The sequence below is a fragment of the Mycobacterium sp. 852013-51886_SCH5428379 genome (genome assembly GCF_001665575.1).
Lineage (GTDB): Bacteria > Actinomycetota > Actinomycetes > Mycobacteriales > Mycobacteriaceae > Mycobacterium.
The window spans coordinates 62,946-86,993 of sequence record NZ_LZSU01000043.1 but is presented as its reverse complement, the minus strand read 5'-3'; the positions used below and the strand labels follow the sequence as shown (position 1 = coordinate 86,993).

At 68.9% G+C, this 24,048-nt stretch carries 20 protein-coding genes; 9 read left to right on the top strand and 11 right to left on the bottom strand.

What is annotated here, in order from left to right; all coding sequences use genetic code 11:
* Positions 1-3,749: type I polyketide synthase (locus A5757_RS19240; RefSeq protein WP_082929577.1), on the bottom strand; the 3,749-nt coding region annotated here is incomplete at its 3' end.
* A 28-nt stretch (positions 3,750-3,777) separates the two neighbouring features.
* Positions 3,778-5,388, bottom strand: coding sequence for a PfaD family polyunsaturated fatty acid/polyketide biosynthesis protein (locus A5757_RS19235; protein ID WP_156618561.1), 1,611 nt, complete (start codon positions 5,386-5,388; stop codon positions 3,778-3,780).
* Positions 5,389-5,929: 541 nt separating this feature from the next.
* Between A5757_RS19235 and A5757_RS19230 the strand changes: the two genes are divergently transcribed.
* The 7 genes from A5757_RS19230 to A5757_RS19200 are packed head-to-tail and all read left to right on the top strand — an operon-like array spanning position 5,930 to position 14,030.
* Positions 5,930-7,249 (top strand): hypothetical protein, encoded by a 1,320-nt coding sequence (locus A5757_RS19230; RefSeq protein WP_066837223.1) that lies wholly within the window; start codon positions 5,930-5,932, stop codon positions 7,247-7,249.
* A gap of 4 nt (positions 7,250-7,253) precedes the next feature.
* On the top strand, positions 7,254-8,126 hold the full coding sequence (gene rfbA, locus A5757_RS19225; RefSeq protein ID WP_066837220.1) for a glucose-1-phosphate thymidylyltransferase RfbA: 873 nt from the start codon (positions 7,254-7,256) through the stop codon (positions 8,124-8,126).
* Positions 8,123-9,121, top strand: coding sequence for a dTDP-glucose 4,6-dehydratase (rfbB, locus tag A5757_RS19220; RefSeq protein WP_066837219.1), 999 nt, complete (start codon positions 8,123-8,125; stop codon positions 9,119-9,121). Before rfbA ends, rfbB begins: the two co-directional genes overlap by 4 nt.
* A gap of 18 nt (positions 9,122-9,139) precedes the next feature.
* Positions 9,140-10,564, top strand: coding sequence for a bifunctional dTDP-4-dehydrorhamnose 3,5-epimerase family protein/NAD(P)-dependent oxidoreductase (locus A5757_RS19215; RefSeq protein ID WP_066837216.1), 1,425 nt, complete (start codon positions 9,140-9,142; stop codon positions 10,562-10,564).
* 32 nt (positions 10,565-10,596) lie between these two features.
* A complete protein-coding gene (locus A5757_RS19210; protein ID WP_066837257.1) occupies positions 10,597-11,397 on the top strand; it encodes an alpha/beta fold hydrolase in 801 nt (266 codons plus the stop codon).
* Entirely contained in the window at positions 11,394-12,548 is a 1,155-nt protein-coding gene (locus A5757_RS19205; RefSeq protein WP_066837214.1) for a PP2C family protein-serine/threonine phosphatase, read from the top strand. Before A5757_RS19210 ends, A5757_RS19205 begins: the two co-directional genes overlap by 4 nt.
* Before the next feature lie 3 nt (positions 12,549-12,551).
* Entirely contained in the window at positions 12,552-14,030 is a 1,479-nt protein-coding gene (locus tag A5757_RS19200; protein ID WP_066837211.1) for an AMP-binding protein, read from the top strand.
* 51 nt (positions 14,031-14,081) lie between these two features.
* Here the strand turns inward: A5757_RS19200 and A5757_RS19195 are convergent, their stop codons facing one another.
* Both A5757_RS19195 and A5757_RS19190 read right to left on the bottom strand, forming a co-directional pair.
* A complete protein-coding gene (locus A5757_RS19195; protein ID WP_066837208.1) occupies positions 14,082-14,327 on the bottom strand; it encodes a CsbD family protein in 246 nt (81 codons plus the stop codon).
* Positions 14,328-14,448: 121 nt separating this feature from the next.
* Positions 14,449-15,258, bottom strand: a complete 810-nt coding sequence (locus A5757_RS19190; protein WP_066837256.1) for a SigB/SigF/SigG family RNA polymerase sigma factor — start codon at positions 15,256-15,258, stop codon at positions 14,449-14,451.
* A 495-nt stretch (positions 15,259-15,753) separates the two neighbouring features.
* Between A5757_RS19190 and A5757_RS19185 the strand changes: the two genes are divergently transcribed.
* Positions 15,754-16,200, top strand: coding sequence for an STAS domain-containing protein (locus A5757_RS19185; protein WP_066837205.1), 447 nt, complete (start codon positions 15,754-15,756; stop codon positions 16,198-16,200).
* A gap of 1 nt (position 16,201) precedes the next feature.
* Here A5757_RS19185 and A5757_RS19180 read toward each other — a convergent pair whose 3' ends face one another.
* The 6 genes from A5757_RS19180 to A5757_RS19155 form a co-directional block, all read right to left on the bottom strand.
* On the bottom strand, positions 16,202-16,432 hold the full coding sequence (locus tag A5757_RS19180; RefSeq protein WP_231984058.1) for a hypothetical protein: 231 nt from the start codon (positions 16,430-16,432) through the stop codon (positions 16,202-16,204).
* 187 nt (positions 16,433-16,619) lie between these two features.
* A complete protein-coding gene (locus tag A5757_RS19175) occupies positions 16,620-17,423 on the bottom strand; it encodes a glutaminyl-peptide cyclotransferase (RefSeq protein ID WP_369815976.1) in 804 nt (267 codons plus the stop codon).
* A gap of 31 nt (positions 17,424-17,454) precedes the next feature.
* A complete protein-coding gene (locus tag A5757_RS19170) occupies positions 17,455-18,078 on the bottom strand; it encodes a hypothetical protein (protein ID WP_066837201.1) in 624 nt (207 codons plus the stop codon).
* A gap of 9 nt (positions 18,079-18,087) precedes the next feature.
* Positions 18,088-18,639 carry a bifunctional 2-polyprenyl-6-hydroxyphenol methylase/3-demethylubiquinol 3-O-methyltransferase UbiG gene (locus A5757_RS19165; RefSeq protein WP_066837200.1) on the bottom strand — a complete coding sequence of 184 codons (552 nt, stop codon included), beginning with the start codon at positions 18,637-18,639 and terminating at the stop codon, positions 18,088-18,090.
* Positions 18,640-18,675: 36 nt separating this feature from the next.
* Positions 18,676-19,050, bottom strand: coding sequence for a DUF4267 domain-containing protein (locus tag A5757_RS19160; RefSeq protein ID WP_066837197.1), 375 nt, complete (start codon positions 19,048-19,050; stop codon positions 18,676-18,678).
* Between the two features lie 49 nt (positions 19,051-19,099).
* Complete coding sequence (locus tag A5757_RS19155; protein ID WP_066837193.1) at positions 19,100-21,439, bottom strand: Tex family protein; 2,340 nt, start codon at positions 21,437-21,439, stop codon at positions 19,100-19,102.
* 178 nt (positions 21,440-21,617) lie between these two features.
* Here A5757_RS19155 and A5757_RS19150 point away from each other — a divergent pair, with 178 nt between their 5' ends.
* On the top strand, positions 21,618-22,730 hold the full coding sequence (locus A5757_RS19150; RefSeq protein ID WP_066837189.1) for a sensor domain-containing diguanylate cyclase: 1,113 nt from the start codon (positions 21,618-21,620) through the stop codon (positions 22,728-22,730).
* Here the strand turns inward: A5757_RS19150 and A5757_RS19145 are convergent.
* Positions 22,701-24,026 carry an acyltransferase gene (locus A5757_RS19145; protein ID WP_082929576.1) on the bottom strand — a complete coding sequence of 442 codons (1,326 nt, stop codon included), beginning with the start codon at positions 24,024-24,026 and terminating at the stop codon, positions 22,701-22,703. The genes A5757_RS19150 and A5757_RS19145 overlap by 30 nt on opposite strands.
* Positions 24,027-24,048: the final 22 nt, after the last annotated feature.

Sequence of the window (24,048 nt, the reverse complement as noted above, 5' to 3'; positions counted from 1 at the left end):
AACGACAACATGTCCGCCGGATAACCCGTCTTCTCCGACACGATCCCCAACACCACAGCACCCACCGGCAACCCCGGTGCAGGCGCAGCAGCCGGCGCAGCGCCGTTCGGCGCGCTCGGGGCGAACCCACCCACCTTGTCCACCACGTCCTGCAACGTCCGCAGACCCGCCAACTCCGACGCCGGAATATCCGGCGCCCCCGGGAACTTCGCCTGCAACGCCGCCAAAATCTCCACCTGCTTGATGGAGTCGATACCGAGCTCGGCCTCCATCTCCATCTCCAACGACAACATGTCCGCCGGATAACCCGTCTTCTCCGACACGATCCCCAACACCACAGCACCCACCGGCAACCCCGGCACAGGCGCAGCAGCCGGCGCAGCGCCGTTCGGCGCGCTCGGGGCCTGGGGCGCGACCGGAGCGATCGGAGCGGGCGTGGCGATCGGAGCCGGCGCCGCCGGCGGTGGAGTCATCGCCGCGACACTCGGTGCCGCCGCGACGGCGCTCTGCGGCGGAAGGGGTGCCTGGACAACCTCTTTCAACATCACCCGGGGGGCCTGCGGCGCGGGCGACTGATCGTGGACGATCTCGGCCATCATCTGCGCCGCGACGTCGAGGAAGGACTGATGACTCTGGGTCATGACGTCGAGGTAGCGCTGATGCTGCTCGGCGGTCTCACGTTGGATGCGGTCGATGACGCTCCAGGCGTCGCCGGACAGTGGTGCGGCAGTCGGGGCCGGCAGGTGTACCTCCGGAGCCGGCGCGGCGGCCGCCGGCGCGGGAGTCGAGACCGCGGGCGGGGCCGGCGGATTCACCGGTGCTTCCATGCGCTGGACTACCTGGGTCATCGGGGGTCCTTCCACGGTGGACAGCGTCTTCTCCGGTGACGTCACCGGCTGCGGTGAGGTGGCGCGTACACGTTTCGGCGTGATCGTCACCTTCCCGTCGGCCGGCGGATAGGGCTTGCCCAGGTTGGCCCCGCCGACGAGCACTGCATGGGCCGGTGCGGGGACGTGCTGGGCCGGTTCGGCGAAATGGTCGAACAGCGCGCTCAGGTCGAGCGCCACCCCGTCGGCGGCCAGGGCCGCCAGGCCGCGGTGCCACCCGCGCAGATCGCCGGTCTTGGCGTCGTCGAGCGCCACCGCGAGGTGCGGCGTATCGGTCAGGATCTGGCCGACCAGTCCCGTCAACACCCGTCCCGGGCCGACCTCGATGAACCGCCTCACCCCGGCGCCGGCCATCGCCTCGATCATCTCGCGGAATCGGACCGAGGTGCGCACCTGGTCGCCGAGCTGGTCGGCGATCTGCTCGCTGTACGGCTGCGCGGTTGCGTTGGCGTACACCGGGAATGCCGCGGAGCCGAGTTCGAGGCTCTTCAGGTAGTTGGTGAGCGGCGCCGAGCTCGCGGCCACGATCGGCGAATGGAACGCTGATGCGACCGGCAGCCGCCGTGAGGTCCAGCCGGCCGACTTCGCCGCAGCCTCGGCCCATTCGATGTCGGCGGTATGCCCTGCGAGCACCACCTGCTTGGGCGCGTTGTCGTTCGCGATCACTAGAGACGTCGCGGATTCGGGCCGAGACTCCAGCATGGTGCGGACATCGTCGACGCCGGCGACGACGGCCAGCATGGCGCCGTCTTTGCCCTGTCCGGCTTCGGCCATCAGCACGCCACGGGTCCGGGCCGTCTCGACGAGCCGATCGGTCGGGATGACACCTGCGGCCGCCAGCGCCGACACCTCACCGAAGCTGTGGCCGGCCGCGGCATCGGCTTTTACTCCCAGCACATCGAGGAGCGTGAGCTGCGCCAGACTGGTGGCCGCGATGGCCGGCTGCGCGTTGTCCATGGCGGTGAGTTCGGCGCGCTGCGCGTGCGCGGTCGCATCGTCGAACGCCGGCTCCGGGAACACCACCCGGGACAGCTCGGCCAGCGCACCGTCGAGCCCGTCCCAGACGCCCAGGGCCGACGGGAACGTCATCGCGAGATCGCCACCCATGCCGACGTACTGGCTGCCCTGTCCCGGGAAGAGGAACGCCGTCTTTCCCTCGCGTGCGGGACCGAATCCGACGCTGATGTTCGGATCTTTGAGCGAGGATGCGGTGCCGTCGGCGAGCGCCTTGCGCAGCTTGTCAGCCAGCGCTTCCAGCGCCACGGTGTCCGACGCGACCAGACCGGCCCGCGCGGGTTGCGCGGCGTCGAACTCGCGCGCCGAGTCGAATGCGATGCGGGCGAGTCCCTCCCCTGAGCGCACTGCCGCGGCGACGGCCTCGGCCCGCTTCTGCAGCTCGCCCTCGGTGGCGCCGCTGAGCACGACGAGTTCGGTGGGGAGCGTCCGCAACCGCTTGGCGCGGTGTTCGCCCTGGTACTCCTCCAGGGTCACGTGGAAGTTGCTGCCGCCGAATCCGAACGAACTGACAGACGCGCGGCGCGGCTGGTCCGCGGTGCGCACCCACGGCCGGGTTTCGGCGTTGATGTAGAAGGGCGTCTCGTCGAGGCCGAGCGCCGGGTTGGGCCGCTCCACCTTCAGGGTTCCGGGCAGCGTCGAATGCTGCAGGGCGAGAACCGCTTTGATGAGGCCCGCGGCACCCGCAGCCGCCTTGGTGTGACCGATCTGCGATTTCACCGACCCGAGGGCGATGCGCGAGTCGGATTCGGTGAACACGGACTTCAGCGCCGCGAACTCGGCGACGTCACCGGCCTTGGTGGCCGTCCCGTGCGCCTCGAGCAGGCCGACGGTCGACGGCTCGTAGCCGGCGCGGTCGTAAGCGCGGCGCAGCGCCTTGGCCTGTCCCTCGGAGCGAGGCGCGTACACGCTGGAGGCACGTCCGTCCGACGACGAGCCGAGTCCACGGATCACGGCGTGGATCTCGTCGCCGTCGCGTTCGGCGTCGGCCAGCCGCTTGAGCGCCATCATGCCGACGCCCTCACCGATGATGGTGCCGTCCGCGCCATCCGAGAACGGCCGGCAGTCCCCCGTTTTGGAGAAGGCCGGGGTCTTGGAGAAGCACATGTACATCATCACGTCGTTCAGTGCGTCGACACCGCCGGTGAGCACGAGATCGGACTCGTGCAGATACAGCTTGTGCAATGCCACCTGGACCGCCGACAGCGAACTCGCGCACGCCGCGTCGACGACGAAGTTGCTTCCGCCCAGGTTCAGTCGGTTGGCGACCCGTCCGGCGACGACGTTGCCCAGCAGACCGGGAAAGGTGCTCTCCAGCCACGGCACGTAGTGGTCGGCGATGTCCCTGCAGATCTCGTCCGCCTCGGCCTCGTCCAGGCCGTTCTCCAGCATCGCCTTACGCCAGATCGGCTGCTGCATACGCGAACCCATCTGGACGACGAGTTCGGTGGTCGACGCCACCCCCAGGACGATGTCGACCCGGTCGAGGTCGACGCTCGTACCGTGACTCATCGCCTTGTCGAGCACCTGCTTGGCGGCGATCAGCGCCAGGATCTGCGCGGAGTCTGTGGCGGGTAGCGCATTGGGCGGCAGCCCGAACTGCATGGGGTCGAAGTGCACCGGGTCGATGAATCCGCCCCGCTTGCAATAGGTCTTGTCGACCGCCGTGGGGTCGGGGTCGTAGTAGTCGTCGATGAGCCAGTGCGACGGGGGCACCTCACCGATGGCGTCGCGGCCGCCGGTGATCGTGCGCCAGTAGCCGTCGAGTCCCGGCTCCCCCGGATAGATCGCGCTGACTGCGACGACAGCGACGGGGGTGGCAATGGGTGGGTGCATCTGGTCGGTCACAGAACCTCTTAGTTCGGGGCGAATGTGGTTATCCGAGCGGGCGCGGACGGAAATCGAAGGCGGATCCGGGCAGTGCGACGCCTGCGGCGCGCAGTTGTCCGGCGCGGGTCACGGTGGCTGCGCCCTCGAGCAGGTTCAGCGCGATCTGGCGGACCGTGCGTGCCTGGACAGGTTCGAGGAAGCTGCCCCTGACCCATTCGTTGAAGGCGCCCATGGCCGGACCGCACCAGATCTGGTAGTCGGCCCGCCGTGAGGAGTGGCCGTCGCGGGCCCACTGCGCGCCGTTGAACAGATACCAGCGGAACACCAGCGCCATCCGGTGTTTGGGGTCCGTGGCGGCACGTTCGATCTGCCGGGGGTCGCGCTGGGCGAAGAACGCCTCTGTCTCCGACCAGATCTCGTCGATGGTCCGGCCGAGGACGGTCGACTCGAGGTTCGCCACCTCGTGCGCCGGCGCCTCATCGAGCGATGCGTAGCGGCGATAGAAGTCGGACAGCCGCTGGCCGCGTTGGGCGAACATGGTGCCGCGTTTGAGCACCTGCACGGTGACGCCCATCTCGAACATATCCGCTGCAGGCGCCATCGCGACGTCGGTCGACTCGGCGATCGCCAGCAGGCTGCGGGCGTCCTCGGACAGACCGCTCTCGACCGCCGACTGGTTGACCGAACCGGTCAGCACGTACGCCGCACCCGCCGCGAAGGCCGCGGCGACGGCGGCCGGCGTCCCGAGCCCGCCGGCGGCGCCCACCCGAGGTACGACGTCGTATCCGTAGGCCGCCGTGATCTGGTCGCGCAGCGCGATGAGGCGTGGCAACAACACCGTCAAGGCGCGATTGTCGGTGTGGCCGCCCGAATCGGCTTCGGCGGTGATGTCCTCGGCCAGCGGGATGGCGCCGGCCAGTGAGGCCTCCTCGGCCGTGAGGCGTCCCTCGTCGACCAGGGCGCGCAACATCGCCTCGGGAGCGGGCGACAGGAACTGTCGCGCGACCTCCTCGCGCGACACTTTGGCGAAGATCCGCCCGGCGCGCACCACGCGCCCGTCCGGGCCTCGCCGCAGCCCCTTCGCCGCGTACAGCACGATCGCCGGCGTGAGCCGCATGAATGCCGACGCCGACACGTAACGGACACCGAGCCGATGGAACAGATCAACCGTCGCCAGTTCGAGACGGTCGTCCTGCACGTTGTGGATCAGGTTGGCGCCCCAGCCGCCCGCATCGGGCCCCAGGTCCGCCTGGATCTCGCGGACACCCGTCTCGACCGAATCCAGGTCCAGCCCGGCGCTGCCGAAGAAGGCCATCACACCGGCGCGGACACCCTCGACGGTCATCCGGGCCGTCGCGATACCGCGCGCCATCTCTCCGATGACATACGGGAACCGCACCTGGTGCGCTGCGGTGAAGCCGCGATCACCCAGCCATTCGGGGTACACGGCCGGCAACACCGCCAACAGATGATCGCGCATGACCTCCGGCGTGAGCAGTGCGGCGTCGCTGAGCACGACGGGGCTCGGCCCCAGTGCCGACCGCACCACCGCCACCGGTGTGCGGATCGCTGAGAGCGCGTCCGCGGTGTCCGGAAAGCCGAGAGGACCCGGTGCGGGGATGCCCGCGGACTCCGATTCGATCAAGGCTGTACGCACGCTCAGGCACTCTAAACCGTTTAATTGACGCAGGGGGCGTTTTTTGCCACGCGGACGCCATCGATGCCGTTTCTGCCGCTCGGGTCGCACCTCTGACGTGGCGCCCGGAGCGGTCGGGCAAACGGCTGGACACCGCAAGTCAGCCCAGAAAGCACCCTGAACTGGAAGGTCTTTGCTCCCAGCAGATGGCGCGGCTACGCCGCAGGCTGTCGAGCACTACCGGAGGTGATCCGGCGTGTCGCCGTGCCGCCATTGCGGACGAGCGATCGCCGCCGTCACCGCTCTCGGACTGCGGGCGCATTCACCGACCCGGCGCCGCAGGCATTGCAGCGCCCCTTCGGCGTTGCCGGAGCAGATCGCACGCTGCGGCCATGAGACCCTTGAACGCCCACGTCAATTTTTGCTGGAAATAACGTCTGCAGCCGATCGCGACGCGTAGCATCCGCGTTCGGTGGCACCAGGGAGGAGAGGGATGTTGATGAGGCGGGCACGCGGCCGGCACCGGAAGCGCCGTTCTGGCGCAGGCGTCGGGAGCGGCGCGGTGGCTGCCGCGACTGTCTCTGGTGCACTCGTCGCCGGCTCGATCGGCACTGCGCCGACTTCTGGAGCGTCGTGCATATCGGTATTCGGCTTCGGCAACGGAAACGGTTGCACGAGCGGCCCGACGTCGATCGCGATCGGCCTGGGCGACGGGGCCCAGGCGAACGCCGGCACCACGTTGTTCAGCGGCGCGTTCGCCTTCGGCAAGAACGCCCGCGCGGACGTGTCGCTGAGCGCACTGACCTTCGGGGCGGCATTCGGTGACGGCGCGTCGGTGTCGTCGCTGCTGACGGTCGGGGGCCTCCTCGGCCAGATCGGCGCGGGGCAGACCGCGATGATCGGTGGCCCGAACATCGCCATCGCCGTCGGGGCCGGCGGACAGAGCAACGCGAACGTGATCGGCGCCGGCAATCTGGTTCTGCAGCTCGGGCCGGGAGCCTCGGCGGCGATCGGCGCCGCCAACGTCGTCCTCGGTGTCTTCAATGGGTCCGGAGCGCAGGCTTCGCCTGCCACGGCGAGCAGCGGTATCGGCAATCTGACGGTGCAACTGGGGCCCGGAAGCAGTTCGACGGTCGGACTGCTGAACCTCGCGCTCGGTGTCTCACCGGGCGGCAGCGGGACCCAGTCGACCACCGCCGGTCTGCTCGGCAGCCTGGGCCTGAACATCCTCACCAACGGCACCGTGTTGACGCAGGGGTTCTTCAGCAGCGGCATCGGCATCGCCGGCGACAGCACCGTGGAATCGGCCGGTATCTTCACCGTGGCCGCAGATGTGTTCGGCGACAACAACTTCGTCCGGGCCGACTCCGGGTCGGGCCCGCTGGCGGGAGCATTCAGCGCCTTCGGCACGAACAACGAAGTGACCGCGGGCCCCCGCGGACTGTCGCTCGCCGCATCGTTCCTGCAGAACGGGGCCACGGTTCGCGAACCGGGCCCGGGCATCGCCATCGGAGCGTTCTTCTCCCCGCCTCCCGGCGACACCGAGGAACCAGAACCCGAGGCGCCACCCGTCACGCGTAACCCGTCGGCCGCACCGGCGTTCGTATCCTCGTCGCCCTTCAGGACCGGCGAGGACGACGGTCCGAGCTCCGCATCCCGGTCGCGGACAAGCGCAACCGCCGATGCCGGGGCCCCGGCGGCGACCGGGCCGAAACACAGAGCCGAGGACCGCACCGCGGTCACGGGGGTGCGTACCACGGAGATGCCGAAGGGCCCCGACTCCTCCGGCGCTTCGTCCGGTGTGAGTGCGTCGGGTTCGACCGCAGGGGGCAGCTCGGTGTCCACCGGACCCAAGCACCGAGCACCCGAGTCCGGGGACTGACGCGATGAAGGGAATCATCCTGGCGGGCGGATCGGGCTCGCGCCTGCACCCGATCACCTACGGTGTCTCCAAACAGCTCATTCCCGTCTACGACAAGCCGATGGTGTACTACCCGCTGTCGACGCTGATGCTGGCGGGCATCCGCGACATCCTGGTGATCACCACACCCCACGATGCAGCGGCCTTCGAACGCCTGCTGGGTGATGGATCGCGATTCGGCGTCTCCATCTCGTTCGCGCAGCAGCCGTCGCCCGATGGGCTGGCTCAGGCCTTCACCATCGGTGCGGATTTCATCGGCTCGGACAAGGTTGCGCTCGTGCTGGGTGACAATCTGCTCTACGGCCCGGGTCTGGGAACGCAACTCGAAACGTTCGCCGACGTCGACGGCGGCGCGATCTTCGCCTATTGGGTGGCCGAACCGTCCGCCTACGGTGTCGTGGAGTTCGACAGCGACGGCACGGTGGTGTCGCTGGAGGAGAAACCAAAACAGCCGAAGAGCAATTACGCGGTGCCGGGGCTGTACTTCTACGACAACGACGTGGTGTCGATCGCCCGTGACCTCGAACCGAGTTCCCGCGGCGAGTACGAGATCACCGACGTCAACCGCGCCTACCTGGAGCAGCGCCGCCTGCGTGTGCAGGTGCTGCCGCGGGGCACCGCATGGCTGGACACCGGAACATTCGACCAGATGACCGACGCGGCCGACTTCGTCCGGACGATGGAGCGGCGCACCGGCCTCAAGATCGGAGTGCCCGAGGAAATCGCCTGGCGCCAAGGGTTTCTCAGCGACGACGAGCTGTGCGACCACGCCACCGGGCTGGTCAAGTCTGGCTACGGCAAGTACCTGTTGGGCTTACTGGACATGGCGTTCCAGTGACGCGTCTCCTCGTCACCGGCGGCGCCGGGTTCATCGGGTCGAACTTCGTCCACCACGTCATCGCGCACACCGACCACCACGTCACGGTGCTGGACAAACTCACCTACGCCGGCAACCGGGCGTCCCTGAACGGACTGCCCGCCGATCGCCTGCGCTTCGTGCATGGTGACGTCGCCGACGCCGAGCTGGTCGACGGACTGGTGGCGGAGGCCGACGCGGTGGTCCACTACGCCGCGGAGTCCCACAACGACAACTCCCTCGACCACCCACAACCGTTCCTGCATTCGAACGTCGTCGGGACGTTCACCCTCCTCGAGGCGGTCCGCAGGCACGACAAACGATTCCACCACGTCTCGACAGACGAGGTCTATGGCGATCTGGCCCTCGACGACCCCGGCCGCTTCACCGAGTCCACCCCCTACAACCCGTCCTCGCCCTACTCGTCGACGAAGGCCGGCAGCGATCTGCTGGTTCGCGCCTGGGCCCGGTCGTTCGGGGTGGCGGCGACGATCTCGAACTGCTCGAACAACTACGGGCCCTACCAGCATGTCGAGAAGTTCATCCCGCGTCAGATCACCAACGTCCTGTGGGGGATCCGCCCGCGCCTGTACGGCGAGGGCCGCAACGTGCGCGACTGGATCCACGCCGACGATCACTCCTCGGCGGTGCTGACGATCCTGGAGTCCGGACGGATCGGAGAAACGTATCTGATCGGCGCCGACGGCGAGAGGGACAACAGGAGCGTCGTCGAGTTGATCCTGAAACTGATGGATCAGGACATCGACGCCTACGACCGCGTCCCCGATCGCGCCGGCCACGATCTGCGGTACGCCATCGATCCGTCGAAGCTTCGCCGGGAACTGGGCTGGCAGCCCAGGTACCGTGATTTCGAGCAGGGTCTCGCCGCTACCATCGCGTGGTACCGCGCGCATGAGCAGTGGTGGGCCCCGGCGAAGGAGGCCACCGAGGCCTTCTACTCGCGTATCGGGCAATAACACAGAGGCAGAACGGCTTTGACGGAGTACGGCAAGACGCTGCGCGCCATCGGTACGCCCATCCCTGGACTGACGGTGTGGGAATTGCCGGTTCACGGCGACAATCGCGGCTGGTTCAAGGAGAACTGGCAGCGGGTCAAGATGATCGAGGCCGGACTGCCGGATTTCGGGCCCGTGCAGAACAACGTCTCGTTCAACGACGCCGTCGGCACGACGCGGGGTATCCACGCCGAACCCTGGGACAAATTCATCTCGGTGGCCACCGGCCGGATCTTCGGGGCCTGGGTCGATCTGCGGGCCGGGCCCACCTACGGTGCCGTGTTCACCACGGAACTCGATCCGTCGCGCGCGATCTTCGTCCCGCGTGGCGTGGGGAACTCGTTCCAGACCCTCGCACCGAACACGGCCTACACCTACCTGGTCAATGACCATTACGCGCCGGGTGTCGACTATCCGTCGGTGAATCCCGCGGACGAGACCCTCGCGATCGCCTGGCCGATTCCGCTCGAACGGGCCGAACTGTCGGCGAAGGACCGCGCGCAGCCGTACCTGGCCCAGGTCACCCCGGTCGCCCCGCGCAAAACGCTGGTGCTGGGCGCCGGCGGCCAGCTGGGCCACGCCCTGCGCGACGCCTACGCCGGCGCAGCCCACGTGGAATTCGCCGATCGTTCCGACCTCGATCTCACCGCCGGCGGCCTCGAGTCGGCGCGACCGTGGCGGGAGTACGACACGATCGTCAACGCCGCCGCCTACACCGCCGTCGACGCAGCCGAGACCGCAGACGGCCGCGCCGCCGCGTGGGCGGCCAACGTCACAGCCGTCACCGCGCTGGCGCGCATCGCCGCGGCGCACCGCATCACCGTCGTCCATGTGTCCAGTGACTACGTGTTCGACGGCACCGCGCCGCGCCCCTACCGCGAGGACGACGCACCGGCTCCGCTCGGGGTCTACGGCCAGACCAAAGCCGCCGGTGACCAGATCGTGCAGACCGTCCCACAGCACTACATCGTGCGGACGTCGTGGGTGATCGGCGACGGACACAACTTCGTGCGCACCATGCTGTCGCTGGCGGCCAGGGGTGTCGACCCCGCCGTCGTCGACGATCAGTTCGGCCGGCTGACATTCACCTCGGAGCTGGCGCGGGCGATCCGTCACCTCACCGAGACGCAGGCGCCGTACGGCGTCTACAACGTCACCGGGTCGGGACCGGTCACCTCCTGGGCGGATGTCGCGCGACGCACGTTCGCCCTGGCCGGCCATGACCCGAACCGCGTCCGCGGAGTGTCGACCACCGAGTACTTCGCCTCGGCGACGGCACCGGTGGCGCCGCGGCCGGCCAACAGCGCGCTGAATCTGGCGAAGATCGAGGCGACGGGGTTCACCCCCGCCGACGCCGACGAGCTGCTCGCGGCCTTCGTCGGGGCGGCCTCGTTCGCTGTCTGACCGGCCCACGGCAAGGTGACACAATGCCGGACGTGGATGTGCAAACCCGCAACAACGTCCGGATCGTCGGCGCCGACAACGGACCGACGATCGTGCTCGCCCACGGCTTCGGATGCGATCAGAACCTGTGGCGCCTGGTCACGCCGCTGTTGACCGACGAGTTCCGGGTCGTGCTGTTCGACCATGTCGGCTCCGGCGCCTCCGCTGCCGAGGCGTGGGACGCCAACCGGTACTCCACGCTGCGGGGCTACGCCGATGACATCCTGGCGCTGCTTCGCGACCTCGATCTGCGCGACGTGGTGTTCGTCGGCCACTCGGTCGCGGCGATGATGGGCGTGCTGGCCGCCCGCGCCGACGCGTCGCGCTTCGCGAAACTCGTGCTGCTGACCCCGTCGCCCCGCTACATCGACGACGCGGGCTACCGCGGCGGCTTCTCCCCCGCCGACATCGACGAACTCCTCGATTCTCTCGAGAGCAACTACTTGGGCTGGTCGCGGGCGATGGCGCCGACGGTGATGGCCCATCCCGATCGACCCGAACTCACCGAGGAACTCACCGAGAGCTTCTGCCGCACCGATCCGGCTCGGGCCCTGGTGTTCGCCCGGGCGACATTCTTGTCCGACAACCGCGCGGATCTGGCCGGCGTGACCGTGCCGACGCTGGTGATCGAGTGCGCCCATGATGCGCTCGCACCCCGCGAGGTCGGCGCGTACGTCCACGAACGCATCGCCGGCAGCAAGCTGATCACCCTCGACACCACGGGCCATTGTCCACATCTGAGCGCACCGCGCGAGACGGCCGACGCCATCATCGCGTTCGCGCGGCCGGCATGAGCGCCTGGGAGGCGCTCTATGAGGACGCTCCCTGCGGGCTGGTCGCGATGCGCCACGACCGCCGCATCGCCTCGATCAACCGCACGCTCTCGACATGGCTGGGCTACCGTCCCGATGAGCTGATCGACCGCACCTTCACCGACTTGCTGACCGCGGGCAGCCGGATCCACTTCGACACCCATTTCGCACCCCTGCTGGAGGTCTCGGGTCAGCTCCGCGGCATCACCGTCGATCTGGTGACCGCCGAGGGCGGGTGGCTGCCGGTGCTGCTGGCAGCCGACCTCAAGCGGGACACCGAGCAGACCGGGGACGAGCCGATGGTCTATCTCGCCGTCCACGACGCCCAGGACCGCAGACGTTACGAGCGTGAACTGTTGGCCGAACGGCGGCGTGCCGAGCGGGAGCGCAACCGAGCGATCGCCTTGGCGAAGACGCTCAAGGAATCGCTCGTGCCGCCGGCGCTGACCCCGCCTGACGGACTGGCCGCCGAGGCGCATCTGCACGCGGCGTCATCCGACGACGTCGGCGGCGACTTCTACGATCTGTTCGCGCTTTCCCCGCAGCGCTCCGCGTTCTTCCTCGGTGACTCCTGCGGTAAGGGCGTGGAAGCGGCCACCGTGGCGTCGCTGGTCCGCTACACCATTCGCGCCGCGGCCGTCTTCGACGATGATCCCGCCGCGGTGCTCCGTAACCTGAACGTAGTGCTGCGCAACAGGTTCGGCTCTGATCGCAGCCACTTCTGCAGCGTCATCTTCGGCCTGCTGACCCGCAGCGACGACGGCTTCGAGGTCCGGCTCGCGGCCGGCGGGCATCCACCCGCGATCCTGCTCACCGCCGGCGGCGACGTCCAGACGATCGACACCGAGGGCGGCCAGGCCGCCGGAATGATCGACAACGCCCACTTCGTCTCCGCGCGTCTGCATCTGCGCGTGGGCGACACGCTCGTCCTCTACACCGACGGCTTGACCGAGGCGCGGATCGGCCGCGGACCCGAACGCTACGACGATCACCACGCGCTGTTGGACTTCGCCCGGGCACACGCGCCGACCACCGCGGCCAGCATCGTCGCCGCGTTCCGGGACCTGTTGCACGGGTTGGGATCCGGGGTCGAGGACGACGCCGCGGTGCTGGCGCTCGGGGTGCCGGGCTGAGCCATGCTGCTGCACGATCTGGTGTCTGCCGCGGCCGCCACCGACCCCGAACGAGCCGCCGTCATCGGGCCTGACGGGTCCGCACGCACGTTCGCCGATTTCGACCGCGACGTCCGCGCTGTCGCGGCCTGGGTCTGCGCGCACAGCAGTCCCGGTGACCGGGTCGCCGTCATCGGCGACAACAGCCTGGCCTACGCACAGCTCTACTACGGCGTCCCCCGCGCCCGCCGGCTGTTGACTCTGGTCAACCAGCGGCTCGATCCCGCAGAGCAGCTCGCCCAGTTGGTCCGCACCGAACCGGCGATCCTGGTGGCCGACCGCACCTACCTCGAACGGCACACCGAGCTGGCTTCGGTCGGTTCGCTGCGCCACGTCGCGGTCACCGAATCCGCACCCTGGCAGCAGGCCCCGGCCGCGCTCAACGAACCCGATCCGGAACCCGGTGACGCGGCGTGGCTGGTGTTCACCAGCGGCTCGACCGGGTCGCCCAAAGGTGTTGTGCACAGCCATCAGTCGATCGTCGCCGCGGTGCACGGTTCGGTGCAGGGCCGCTCCGTACCGCCGCGCGGTGTCTATCTGCTGCCGTTCCCGATGTGCCACATCGCCGGCTACAACATGTTGGTGCAGCATGCGGTCGGCGCGACCGTCGTCCTGACCGCACAGTTCCGCGCCGACGCTTTCGCCGCGACGATCAACCGGTTCGGCGTCACGTCGTGTTCGTTGGCGCCCACGATGCTGCACGCGCTGCTGACGCACCTCGAAAAGACACATGCCACGCTGCCCACCCTGCGTTCGATCGCCTACGGTTCGGCAGCGATTCCCGCGGAATTGCTCCGCCGGGCGCTGGATCGCCTCGACGTCGAGTTCCACCAGGGGTACGGCATGACCGAAACCGGTGGCAACGTCGCGTTCCTCGGTCCCGCCGAGCATCGTGCGGGCGCCGCGGGCGATCCGGAGATTCTCAGCGCGGCGGGCCGGCCGCATTCCGGCGTGGCGGTGCGGATCGCCGACGACGGCGAGATCCTCGTGCGGGGCCCCCAGGTGACGGCGCGGTACTGGCCGGATCAGCCGGCGACGGGTCCCGACGGTTGGCTGCCCACCGGTGACGTCGGCCGCCTGGACGCCGAGGGGCGGCTGTTCGTCGTCGACCGCCGCAAAGACATCGTGGTCACCGGTGGGGAGAACGTGTCCTCCCGCGAGGTCGAGGATGTGCTCACCGGTCATCCCGCGGTCGAGGTGGCCGCGGTGGTCGGTGTGCCCGACGAGTACTGGGGCGAGGCCGTGTGCGCGGTCGTGGTCCCCGCCGCCGGTTCGACGCCGTCTGCCGAGGAGTTGATCGATTACGTGCGCCATCGGCTCAGCGCGTTCAAGCGGCCCCGTCACGTGCTGTTCGTGCCGGTGTTGCCGTTGACGACGAACGGCAAGGTCGCCAAAGACAAGATCCGGGCCATTGCGCAGGCAGCAGTGAGCGACGTGTCCTGACATGAGAAACGCCCGCGCCGAATGGGGGCGCGGGCGGTTCCGGATTCGGGATCAGTTCCCGGTCTGCTCGTTCTTCTGACGCTCTTCGGCGACCTTTGCTGAGCCGCGGGCGGCTTCGGCCTCTGCTTCCTTCTTCGCCGCGTCGCGCTGCGCATCGGCCTTGTCCTGCTGGGCCTGGCCCTCGCGGTAGAGATCGTCGCGGCCGAGCACCGCGCCGGCGACCTCTTTAGCCTTACCCTTCACGCCTTCGACGGCGCCCTTGATGGCTTCTTCAGGTCCGCTGTTGTTGTCAGCCATGTGCCCGATCCTTCCGGTCGGCCCCTTCGTCGGGGCGTTCGGAGGTTCTGTTCCCAACTCTGATCATGACCCAAACCTCGCATCGCCTGCTGGTGCGAGACGTCACAGAACTGCGGTTATGTCAGAGCATCCCGTCGCGCAGCTGCTTGAGGGTGTTCGCCAGAATTCGGGAGACCTGCATCTGCGAGACGCCGATCCGCTCGGCGATCTGTGTCTGGGTCATCGAAGCGAAGAAGCGGAGACTGATGACGGTGCGTTCCCGTTCCGTCAGGGCCGCCAACAGCGGCCGCAGCGATTCGCGATCGGTGATGTGGTCCATGTCGGCGTCCACCGCACCGATGGTGTCGGCGAGCGACCGCGCTGAATCGTCGCTGCCGGAGATCGGGCTGTCGATCGAGCGGACGCTGTAGGCGTCGCCGGCGACCAGACACTCGACGATCTCCTGCCGGTCGGCGCCGAGTTCGGCGGCCAGGTCGGTGGCGGTCGGCGCGCGCCCCAGTGTCTGCGTGAGATGCGGTGTGACACGGGTGATCTGAACATGCAGATCCTTGAGGCGACGGGGCACGTGCATGGCCCAGCCGTTGTCGCGGAAGTGTCGACGGATCTCTCCGAGCATCGTCGGCACGGCGTAGGACAGGAAATTCGATCCGGTGTCCGGGTTGTAGCGGTTCACCGCGTGCATGAGGCCCACGCGGGCGATCTGCACGAGATCGTCGAGGTTCTCACCCCTGCGGTGGTAGCGGAACGCGATGTGATCGGCCAGCGGCAGACAGCGCGTCACGATGGCCTCCCGGTGCCGCGCGAATTCGTGTGATTCAGCCGGCATGGCGTGGAGCAATCGGAACAGGTCGGGGACGTCTGCGTAATCGTCCTGCGTGCGGTTCGACGGGCGGCGTGAGGTCTTCACGGGGCGGGCTTCGGTAATCGTCATCTCGGGTCCTTCCGGACTCGTCTGCACGGCGAAGGCGGCGACATCCTGAGACGACACCCCTTGCACGATCCGGGCGGGCGCAGCTGACGCCGACGACATCGTGGCCAACACGACTCTCGAGGTCGGCGTAGCGGTAGGACCGTGGGCTCGATCGGAATCCACTACCAGCGGTCCGCTTTTAACTAAACGGTCAGCGCCTCCCGAATGGGACAGCAGCCACTCTACTCCCCCACGATCACTTCTCGATGGTCCATCGCGCGACGAAAATTTGATCTACGCATTCCGTCGTTTCCAGCCGCCAAAACGAGCAAATCAGTACGTCCGCAAAGTTGACGTAATCGTAAATATGCTGCTGAAGGGTGCTTTCTGAGAAGCTCCTTAACGCCATAGGAATGCGACGCATTCCGTAGTAACCTGCGTCACAGGTTGAGTGAAACAGCCAGACCCGACGGTTCGGGACCCGAATCGCACGTAACCGGGCAAGGGAGTCCGCGCATGGCTGACATCGGCACGGTCCGCGTCTTCAGGCCGGATCCCGCGGCGGTCGAGAAGCCCGAACGCCGCGGCCGCGCGTCGTACGCGATCAGCGCAGTGACACCGACTCTGTCCGTCATCGCCGTCACCGGCGAGATCGACGCCACCAACGGCCGGGATCTGGGCCGCTACGTCGAGCAGCACACCGCGACGTCCACTCAACTCATCCTCGACTGCACCGGGGTCGTGTTCTTCGGGTCGCAGGGGTTCAGCGCTCTGCACTACACCTGCGTCAGTTGCGCGCGCATGGACGTGGACTGGGTGATCGTGCCCGGCCGCGAGGTGCGCCGACTGTTGCGCATCTGCGACCCCCACGGCGAACTACCGCTCGCCGACTCGCTCGAGGCCGCACGCCGGCGCCTCGACCGGGTGGGCCGCCGGCTCAACCAGGTCCAGTGGGCCGGCTGAGTCAGCCCGTCGCGAGTTCCACTTCGTAGCAGACCGCGTAGCGACGGAAGTTCGGCGTCGGCGAGAACAGATGCCCCGCGTCGGGTGACCATGTCACCACCCGATGCAGTCGCTTCGACGCCGGCAGCCGACGGGCCACCAGTTCGGCGAGCACCGCGCGCGGAGAGTATCCGCACCGCGCGTCGACATCTCTCGGCAGAAGTACGTCCCACATCGTTTCCTCGACCCGCATGCCGTCAAGTGTTGGGACCAGGCCTACGGATTCCACGTAGTCCGCGCCGCACCATCGCGAATCGAGACCATTTAGTGACCATCGTCACAACGGAAGTCGTTCGGGTCTTGTGCAATGTCGCCCTGAGAGCGTCGTCATGGATATATAGGCGTGACGGAGCTGTCAGCCCGACATTGCGATCGCGCGATCAGCCCGCGGGCTCGAGGCGCACCCGGTAGGTGGTCGGCCAGTTCTTGCCGGTCATCAGGAACTCGTTGCCTTCAACGTGAGCGATGCCATTCAGCACGTTGCGGGCCGGCTGACCACGCCGCAACACCGAACCGTCCACCGACGCCGTCATCGCTCCCGACTCGGGATCGATGCGCACGATCTCGTCAGTCGGAAAGACGTTCGCCCACACCTGACCATCGACGCATTCGAGCTCGTTGAGGCCCTTGACCGGATATCCGTTGGCGTCGGTGACCGACACACTCCCGATCTGGTTGTAGTCGGCCGGATCGTAGAAGCGCAACTGATCGGTGCCGTCGCTGTGGATGATGCGCGCGCCGTCGTTGCAGACGCCCCAGCCCTCCCCCTCGAACGCCACTTCCCGCTTGGGGGTGAACGTGGCGATGTCCCACTCGATGGCGACACCGTCGCGCCACGTCACCTGCCAGATGCGATCGCCGACGACCGTCATGCCCTCCCCGAAGTAGGGGCCGGGCAGCGGCACCGACCGACGAACCGCTCCGGTCGCCGGATCCAGTTCGCGCAGTTGGGATTCATCGACGATGCCGGTGGTCTCGTAGAGGGCCGGACCGGCCATCTCGAAGCCCTGGGTGAACGCCGCAGGATCGTGCGGCTCCTCCCCCATGACGGCCAGCCGCAAGCGCTCGACCTCCGGGCGGGCCTCCGGTGCGGAGGTGTCCTCCTCGCCGGCGCAGCCCGCCAGCACGGTCAGGGCGGTGAGGGCAGCCGCGGAGAGGGCGGCGAAGCCACGAAGATTACGCATCGCAGACATGATGCCTCATCTCTGGCGCCCGTCAGCCTCGATAGAACAGAGCCGGCGGCAGGGCCCGCAGGCCGCCCCCGGCGTTGGCCGCGGCAAACTCGACCGACGCCTGCGGGATCTCGCTGCCGAGCTGAATGTCGCCGACCCGTTTGAAGCGGCCGATGACGCCGCCGACCAGGAAGTCGAGCCGGTCGCCGCGGCCCAGCACGCCCGGTTGGGAGCCGGCCGGCGCGGCCGCGCCGAACACCACGGGGCGCACCCCGGCCAGGTACAGCCATAGCGAGGAGTAGAGCAACTCGTCGGCCCGCGCGCTGGGGAAGACGAAATGGTGCAGAGGCGCTCCGTCGCCGGAGGAGGCGAAGAGGAAGTCCTGATCGCTGCCCGGACCGTAGGCGTCGGGGAACTTGACGCACACCGTCCGCACGACGGCGTCCGTGCCGGTCGGGGACACCCGGACGAAGGTGGTGTAGCGCCGACCCGGCCGGAGCAGCTGCGTCAGCGACGGGAGGTGCGCATCGTCGTCGAACGTGACGTCGGCTTCGTAGACCGGCCCGGGTTCACCGAACAGCCGCAGCGGATCGCCGAGGGCCCCCGACACGGTCGAGCGGAGCAGTGAGGGCAAGGTGGCCAGCGTCGGCGCGGCAGTGTCGACCATCCGCGCTGTCTACCCACCCCGACACGCCAGCAACCAGGCGACACCGTCCCCCTCGCCGTCGGCGACCAGGTCGAGCGCCGCGAAGGCCCGCCGCAGTTCGCCGGGGCGGACGCGATAGGGGCCCGGTGTCGCGCCCACCTCGCTCAGCGCCGCGACGGCGAGAAGCCCGCCAGGAGCCAGGCGGGCGATGATCTGGTCGTCCAGCAGGGCGTCGCGGAACAGGTGACAGAGCACCACGTCCACCGCCGGGCCCGGGGGCATTCCGTCGTCGAGGTCTACCACCGAGAAGCGGCACCGCGCGGCCACGCCCGCGCTGCGGGCCAGTTCCGCGGCCTGGGCCAACGCGACCGGGGACACGTCGACACCCCAGACGTCGAGACCGCGGAGGGCCAGCCACACCGCGGCGCGGCCCTGGCCGCAGGCGATGTCCAGAGCCGTTCCACGCGTAGGGAATTCGTGCGCGTACGGGTTGAAGACCACCGGAAGTCCAGGGGTGCCGACGTTTTCGGATCCGGGCCTGGAATAGCGGTCGTCCCAGCGAACGGCGTCGCGCTCAGCCACGCCTGACACTGTAGGCCTGCCGCATACAGGCGGGTGTCACTCCGCGGGTCGGCGCAACGCTCCCCACAGCCCGACGCCGATACCGACGACAGCTCCGCCCAGACCGATGATCTGCTGACCGCGCTTGAGGTCGGAGTGCACGCTGACCCCGCCCAGCAGGTCGGCGGCGTCGGCGCCGCCGGAGGCGAGGAACCAGCCGCGGGTGTCCTGACCGCGCACGGCAGCAGCCACGAGCAGACCGCCGATCAGTGCATCGCGGTAGCCCATCGACCGCAGCAGCAGCCGAGCGGACGGTCCGGGATCCTCTGGCTCGCCCCACCACCGGTTCGCCCGCAGTGGGTCGGCGAGGAACGACATCCCTGACGCCAGGCGGATGCTGCCGGCGACGAGTGCGGCGCGGTCGATGGTCATGGCCGGAGCCTAGGGGCCGCCGGCCGCCGAAGCAGGCGGTTCGGCAGCCTCAGCGCCCGAAACCGGCGTCGCGAAGTGCCTGCGCCATGGCGCCGGCCGGTGCCCGGGTGTCGCGCCGCGGACCTTTGGCGGGCGCGGCACTTCCCTGTTTCCGATTGCCCTGCTTGGGGTTTCGCGACGGCTGTCGCTCTTTCGCCCGCTGCGGGGTGTCGGTCAGCCGCAACGTGAGCCCGATCCGCTGACGCTCCACGTCGACCTCGGTCACCTTCACCCGCACCACTTGTCCCGACCGCACGATCTCGTGTGGATCGGAGACGTAGCGGTCGGCCATCGCGGATACGTGCACGAGGCCGTCCTGATGCACGCCCACGTCGACGAACGCACCGAAGGCCGCGACGTTGGTCACCACCCCCTCGAGCACCATGCCCACCTCGAGGTCAGCGACCTTCTCGACACCGGCGGCGAAGGTGGCTGTCGAGAAGGCCGGCCGCGGGTCGCGCCCGGGCTTCTCGAGTTCGGCCAGGATGTCGGTGACCGTGGGCACGCCGAAGCGGTCGTCGGCGAACTCCGCGGGCCGCAGCGATCGAAGCGTCCGCTCGTTGCCGATCAGTTCGGCGAGGGTGACACCCGATCGATCCAGGATGCGCCGCACCACGGGATAGGACTCCGGATGAACGCCGGAGGCGTCGAGTGGATCGTCTCCACCGTTGATCCGCAGGAACCCGGCGCACTGCTCGAACGCCTTCGGCCCGAGCCGCGGGACCCCGAGCAGCGCCTTGCGGGACCGAAACGCACCCGCCACCTCGCGGTGCGCCACGATCGCCTCGGCCAGCGAATCGCTGATCCCGGAGACCCGCGCGAGCAGCGGCACCGAGGCGGTGTTCAGGTCGACGCCGACCGCGTTCACAGCGTCCTCGACCACCGCGTCGAGGCTCTTGGCCAGCGTGCCCGGGGTGACGTCGTGCTGGTACTGCCCGACACCGATGGACTTGGGCTCGATCTTGACGAGCTCGGCCAGCGGATCCTGCAGCCGCCGCGCGATCGACACCGCGCCGCGCAGCGTCACGTCGAGGTCGGGCAGCTCGCGGGCCGCGTAGGCCGATGCCGAGTACACCGATGCCCCGGCCTCACTGACCATCGCCTTGACCGGCGCGGTCGCACCTGCGGCGCGGATGTCGGCGATCAAATCGGCGGCGAGCGCATCCGTCTCGCGGGATGCGGTGCCGTTGCCGACGGCGATCAGTTCGACGCCGTGGCGGGCGACGAGCGCCGCGAGCGTCGCCTTCGCCGCGTCCCACTGCTTCTGCGGCTGGTGCGGGAAGATCGCGCATGTGTCGACGACCTTCCCGGTGGCGTCGACGACGGCGACCTTGACGCCGGTCCGGAATCCCGGGTCGAGGCCGAGGGTGGGGCGGGTGCCCGCAGGCGCGGCGAGCAGCAGGTCCTTGAGGTTCTTGGCGAACACCGCGACGGCGTCGACCTCGGCGCGCTGACGCAGGCGGACGCGAGCGTCCACCGCCGCGGCGATCATCAGCTTGACGCGCCACGCCAACCGCACCGTGGTGGCCAACCACGCGGTCGCCGGGGCCGCCGCGGTCAGATCCACTCCGAGCGTGCGGGCGATCATCGCCTCGTAGCCGGCGTCCTCGCCGCCGTCCAGGTTCAGCGCCAGCACCTGTTCCTTCTCGCCTCGCAGCACCGCCAGCACCCGGTGTGACGGCATGTTCTCCAGCGGCTCGATGAACTCGAAGTAATCGCGGAACTTCTGCCCGGCCGGGCTCTTGGCGACGTCCTCCGAGGCCGGCCGGGAGCGCAGCGACCCCTCGCTCCAGAACTTGGTGCGCACCGCACCGACGAGTTCGGCGTCCTCAGCGGCCCGTTCGATGATGATGTGGCGCGCGCCGTCGAGGGCTGCGGCGGCGTCGGGGACCTCGGTGCCGACGAAATCCGCGGCCGCGGCCTCCGGAACCGCCGTGGGGTCGGCAAGCAGCCGTTCGGCCAGCGGTTCGAGGCCGGCCTCACGCGCGATCTGCGCCTTGGTCCGCCGCTTCGGTTTGTACGGCAGGTAGATGTCCTCGACGCGGGCCTTGGTATCGGCCGCCACCAGCGCCGCCTTCAGCTCGGCGGTCAGCTTGCCCTGTTCCTCGATCGAGGACAGCACCGCGGCGCGCCGCTCGTCGAGTTCGCGCAGATAGCCCAGCCGCTCCTCGAGAGTGCGGAGTTGGCCGTCGTCGAGGCTGCCGGTGACCTCCTTGCGGTAGCGCGCGATGAACGGCACGGTCGCCCCCTCGTCCAACAGCCGGACGGCGGCGGCCACCTGGGCCTCATCGACGGTGAGTTCCCCAGCTAGACGGGCGGTTACGGTCTTGACGCCTGCGCTCGAAGTCACGCGGGGACCTTATCGGAACCGACCGACAGCAACCGGGTGCGGCGCGCCGGGTGCGGAGACCGCGGAGAACACGTGGTGTGCAATGGGTCACAAACCGGAAAACGCCAGGTGAGCGGGTTAAGATGCGTCGACGGGTGCCGACGCGGTCGATCTGGCACCGCTGGGCTCGGAGGTGCAGATGGACGCCCCAGGAGTGTCGTCGGTGATCGCATCGCTGCCACGGATTCCAGTCGCGGCCAACCCCGCCTACCTGCGCGGGATCGAGCGTCTGCTCCAGGCGGTCCAGGAGCTGTCACTCGCCCGCAGTCTGGCCGACGTTCAGGAGATCGTCCGCATCGCCGCCCGCGAACTCACCGGCTGCGACGGCGCCACGTTCGTCCTACGCGACAACGGTCAGTGCTACTACGCCGACGAGAACGCCATCGCCCCGCTGTGGAAGGGCAGCCGCTTCCCCCTGGAGCTCTGCATCAGCGGGTGGGCGATGATCAACCACCAGGCCGCCGTCATCCCCGACATCTACGCCGACGACCGCATCCCCCACGCCGCGTACCGGCCGACCTTCGTCAAGAGTCTGGTGATGGTGCCGATCCGCACCCTCGACCCGATCGGCGCCATCGGAAATTACTGGGCCGAGGCGCACCAGCCGACCGAGCAGGAGGTGACCCTGCTGCAGGCGCTGGCCGACTCCACCTCGATCGCGATGGAGAACGTGACGGTCTACCGCGAGATGGAACAGCGGGTCCGCGATCGCACGGCTGAGCTGGAAAGGGCCAACGAGGAGATCCGCCACCTGTCGGTCACCGATGAACTGTCCGGGCTGAACAACCGCCGCGGCTTCTATCTGCTGGCCGAACCGGCGCTGCAGGCCGCTCGACGTGCCGGGCGGGACTGCACGCTGGCCTTCATCGACGTCGACGGACTCAAACGCGTCAACGACGAGCAGGGTCACGACGTCGGGGACGAAGTGATCGCCGACGTCGCCCGGGTGTTGCGCACCGCGCTGCACGACTCCGACATCGTGGCCCGCATGGGCGGCGACGAGTTCTGTGTGCTGCTCACTGCTTCCGACCTCGACGCCGACGGGTTACGGGACCGGCTCTGCGCAGCGTTCGACGACGCGAACGCGGCGGGGCGCCGCCCCTATCAGCTGTCGGTCAGCGTGGGGCTGGTGCACACCTCCGCTGAGGATCGCACCACGGTCGACGAACTGCTCGCGCACGCCGATGAGCTGATGTACCAGGACAAGAAGATGCGGGCCGGTTCACGGCTGTCGGAACAGCCCGCGGGCTGACCCGGCGCACACCCTGGCCGCGGCCATGGCGGCCAGGAACGTCCCCAGCGAGACCAGTCCGGCCGGTTCGGCGAGACCGTTCTTGGCCATCAGCACCACCGCCGCGCCACCGGCGCACACCAGCGCGCCCGCCACCCACGACCGGACACCGCGGGCGGCGGCCTGACGGTCCCACCACGGCAGCGGCCGATGCTCGAGCGGGGTCAGCAGCCGGAACAGCGCCACCATCACCCCGGCGAACACCGCTTCCCGAAGCGCCAACAGCCACCAGAAGCCGGGGGCGTCGACGTCGTAGGCGTCGAGGCCGACGCCGTGCAACGCGAAGGCGGCGACGGCGATGGCCGGGATGTGCCAGAGGTAGATCGTCATCGCTCCCCGGTTGCCCGCGGCGACGGCACGCCAGACCCGGGGCCGGGCCGCCCACCGCCGGATCGGCCCGGCGGCGGCGACGAACGCGCACGACATCCAGATGCAGTGCAGGGCGAGCAGCAGCGTCGGTGGGGACACGTTGGACATCCGCTCGGCACCGGTGACGACCAGCGACACCTCGTACGGTCCGACGAACACGAGGACGATCTGGGCCGTCAACGCCACCGCGGCGGCAACGACGGCGATGCGGACACCGATGAGGCGGCGCGCGTAGCCGACGCCGATGGCCACCGGGATGAGCCAGACGATCAACAGGTTCCCCGTACCGGCCCACGGATCGTCGACGGCGAGGCGGATCCCGTCCGTCACTGCCGCACCGCAGAGCAGGCCGGCGACGACCACGGCGAGTGCGCGACCGGAACGCAGACGGGTGAGGGCGGGCACGAACGCCAACGCCACCAGATAGACGCCGACGAACCACAGCAGCGCGACGCTCTCGCGCCCCAGACCCTGCGCGGAGGACGCACCGAGAGTCAGCCGGACGGCCAGCAGCCCGGTACCCCAGGCCGCGAGATACCAGAAGACTGGCCGGCAGAGCCGCTGGGCCCGGCTGAACAGCCATGTGCCCCAGGATTTGTCGTTACGCCAGGCATAAGCCCCTGCCGCACCACCGGCCAGGAAGAACAGGGGCATGACCTGGGCCACCCAGGTGAGCGGGGTGAGCGCGGGCAGCGCGCCGAGCAGGTTACCGATCCGCACACCGCTGCTGTCGATGGTGGCGAGCAGCAGGGCGCAGTGGCCGAACATGACGACGACCAGGGCGCCGATACGGGCGACGTCGACGGCACGGTCTCTACCCAGAGCGGCGTCGTCAGCGACCTCGCGGGGATTCGGGGTGGCTCCAGCGGCCAGACGGCTGTGCGGCATGTGTCCAGCATGCCGCGGCGGC

Excerpts from the sequence above, each read along its gene's own strand:
- A5757_RS19200 (WP_066837211.1), top strand. The coding sequence starts at position 12,552 with ATGCTGCTGCACGATCTGGTGTCTGCCGCGGCCGCCACCGACCCCGAA.
- A5757_RS19145 (WP_082929576.1), bottom strand. The coding sequence starts at position 24,026 with ATGCCGCACAGCCGTCTGGCCGCTGGAGCCACCCCGAATCCCCGCGAG.
- A5757_RS19195 (WP_066837208.1), bottom strand. The coding sequence starts at position 14,327 with ATGGCTGACAACAACAGCGGACCTGAAGAAGCCATCAAGGGCGCCGTC.
- A5757_RS19180 (WP_231984058.1), bottom strand. The coding sequence starts at position 16,432 with ATGCGGGTCGAGGAAACGATGTGGGACGTACTTCTGCCGAGAGATGTC.
- A5757_RS19175 (WP_369815976.1), bottom strand. The coding sequence starts at position 17,423 with ATGCGTAATCTTCGTGGCTTCGCCGCCCTCTCCGCGGCTGCCCTCACC.
- rfbA (WP_066837220.1), top strand. The coding sequence starts at position 7,254 with ATGAAGGGAATCATCCTGGCGGGCGGATCGGGCTCGCGCCTGCACCCG.
- A5757_RS19205 (WP_066837214.1), top strand. The coding sequence starts at position 11,394 with ATGAGCGCCTGGGAGGCGCTCTATGAGGACGCTCCCTGCGGGCTGGTC.
- A5757_RS19170 (WP_066837201.1), bottom strand. The coding sequence starts at position 18,078 with ATGGTCGACACTGCCGCGCCGACGCTGGCCACCTTGCCCTCACTGCTC.
- A5757_RS19160 (WP_066837197.1), bottom strand. The coding sequence starts at position 19,050 with ATGACCATCGACCGCGCCGCACTCGTCGCCGGCAGCATCCGCCTGGCG.
- A5757_RS19150 (WP_066837189.1), top strand. The coding sequence starts at position 21,618 with ATGGACGCCCCAGGAGTGTCGTCGGTGATCGCATCGCTGCCACGGATT.
- A5757_RS19185 (WP_066837205.1), top strand. The coding sequence starts at position 15,754 with ATGGCTGACATCGGCACGGTCCGCGTCTTCAGGCCGGATCCCGCGGCG.
- A5757_RS19190 (WP_066837256.1), bottom strand. The coding sequence starts at position 15,258 with ATGACGATTACCGAAGCCCGCCCCGTGAAGACCTCACGCCGCCCGTCG.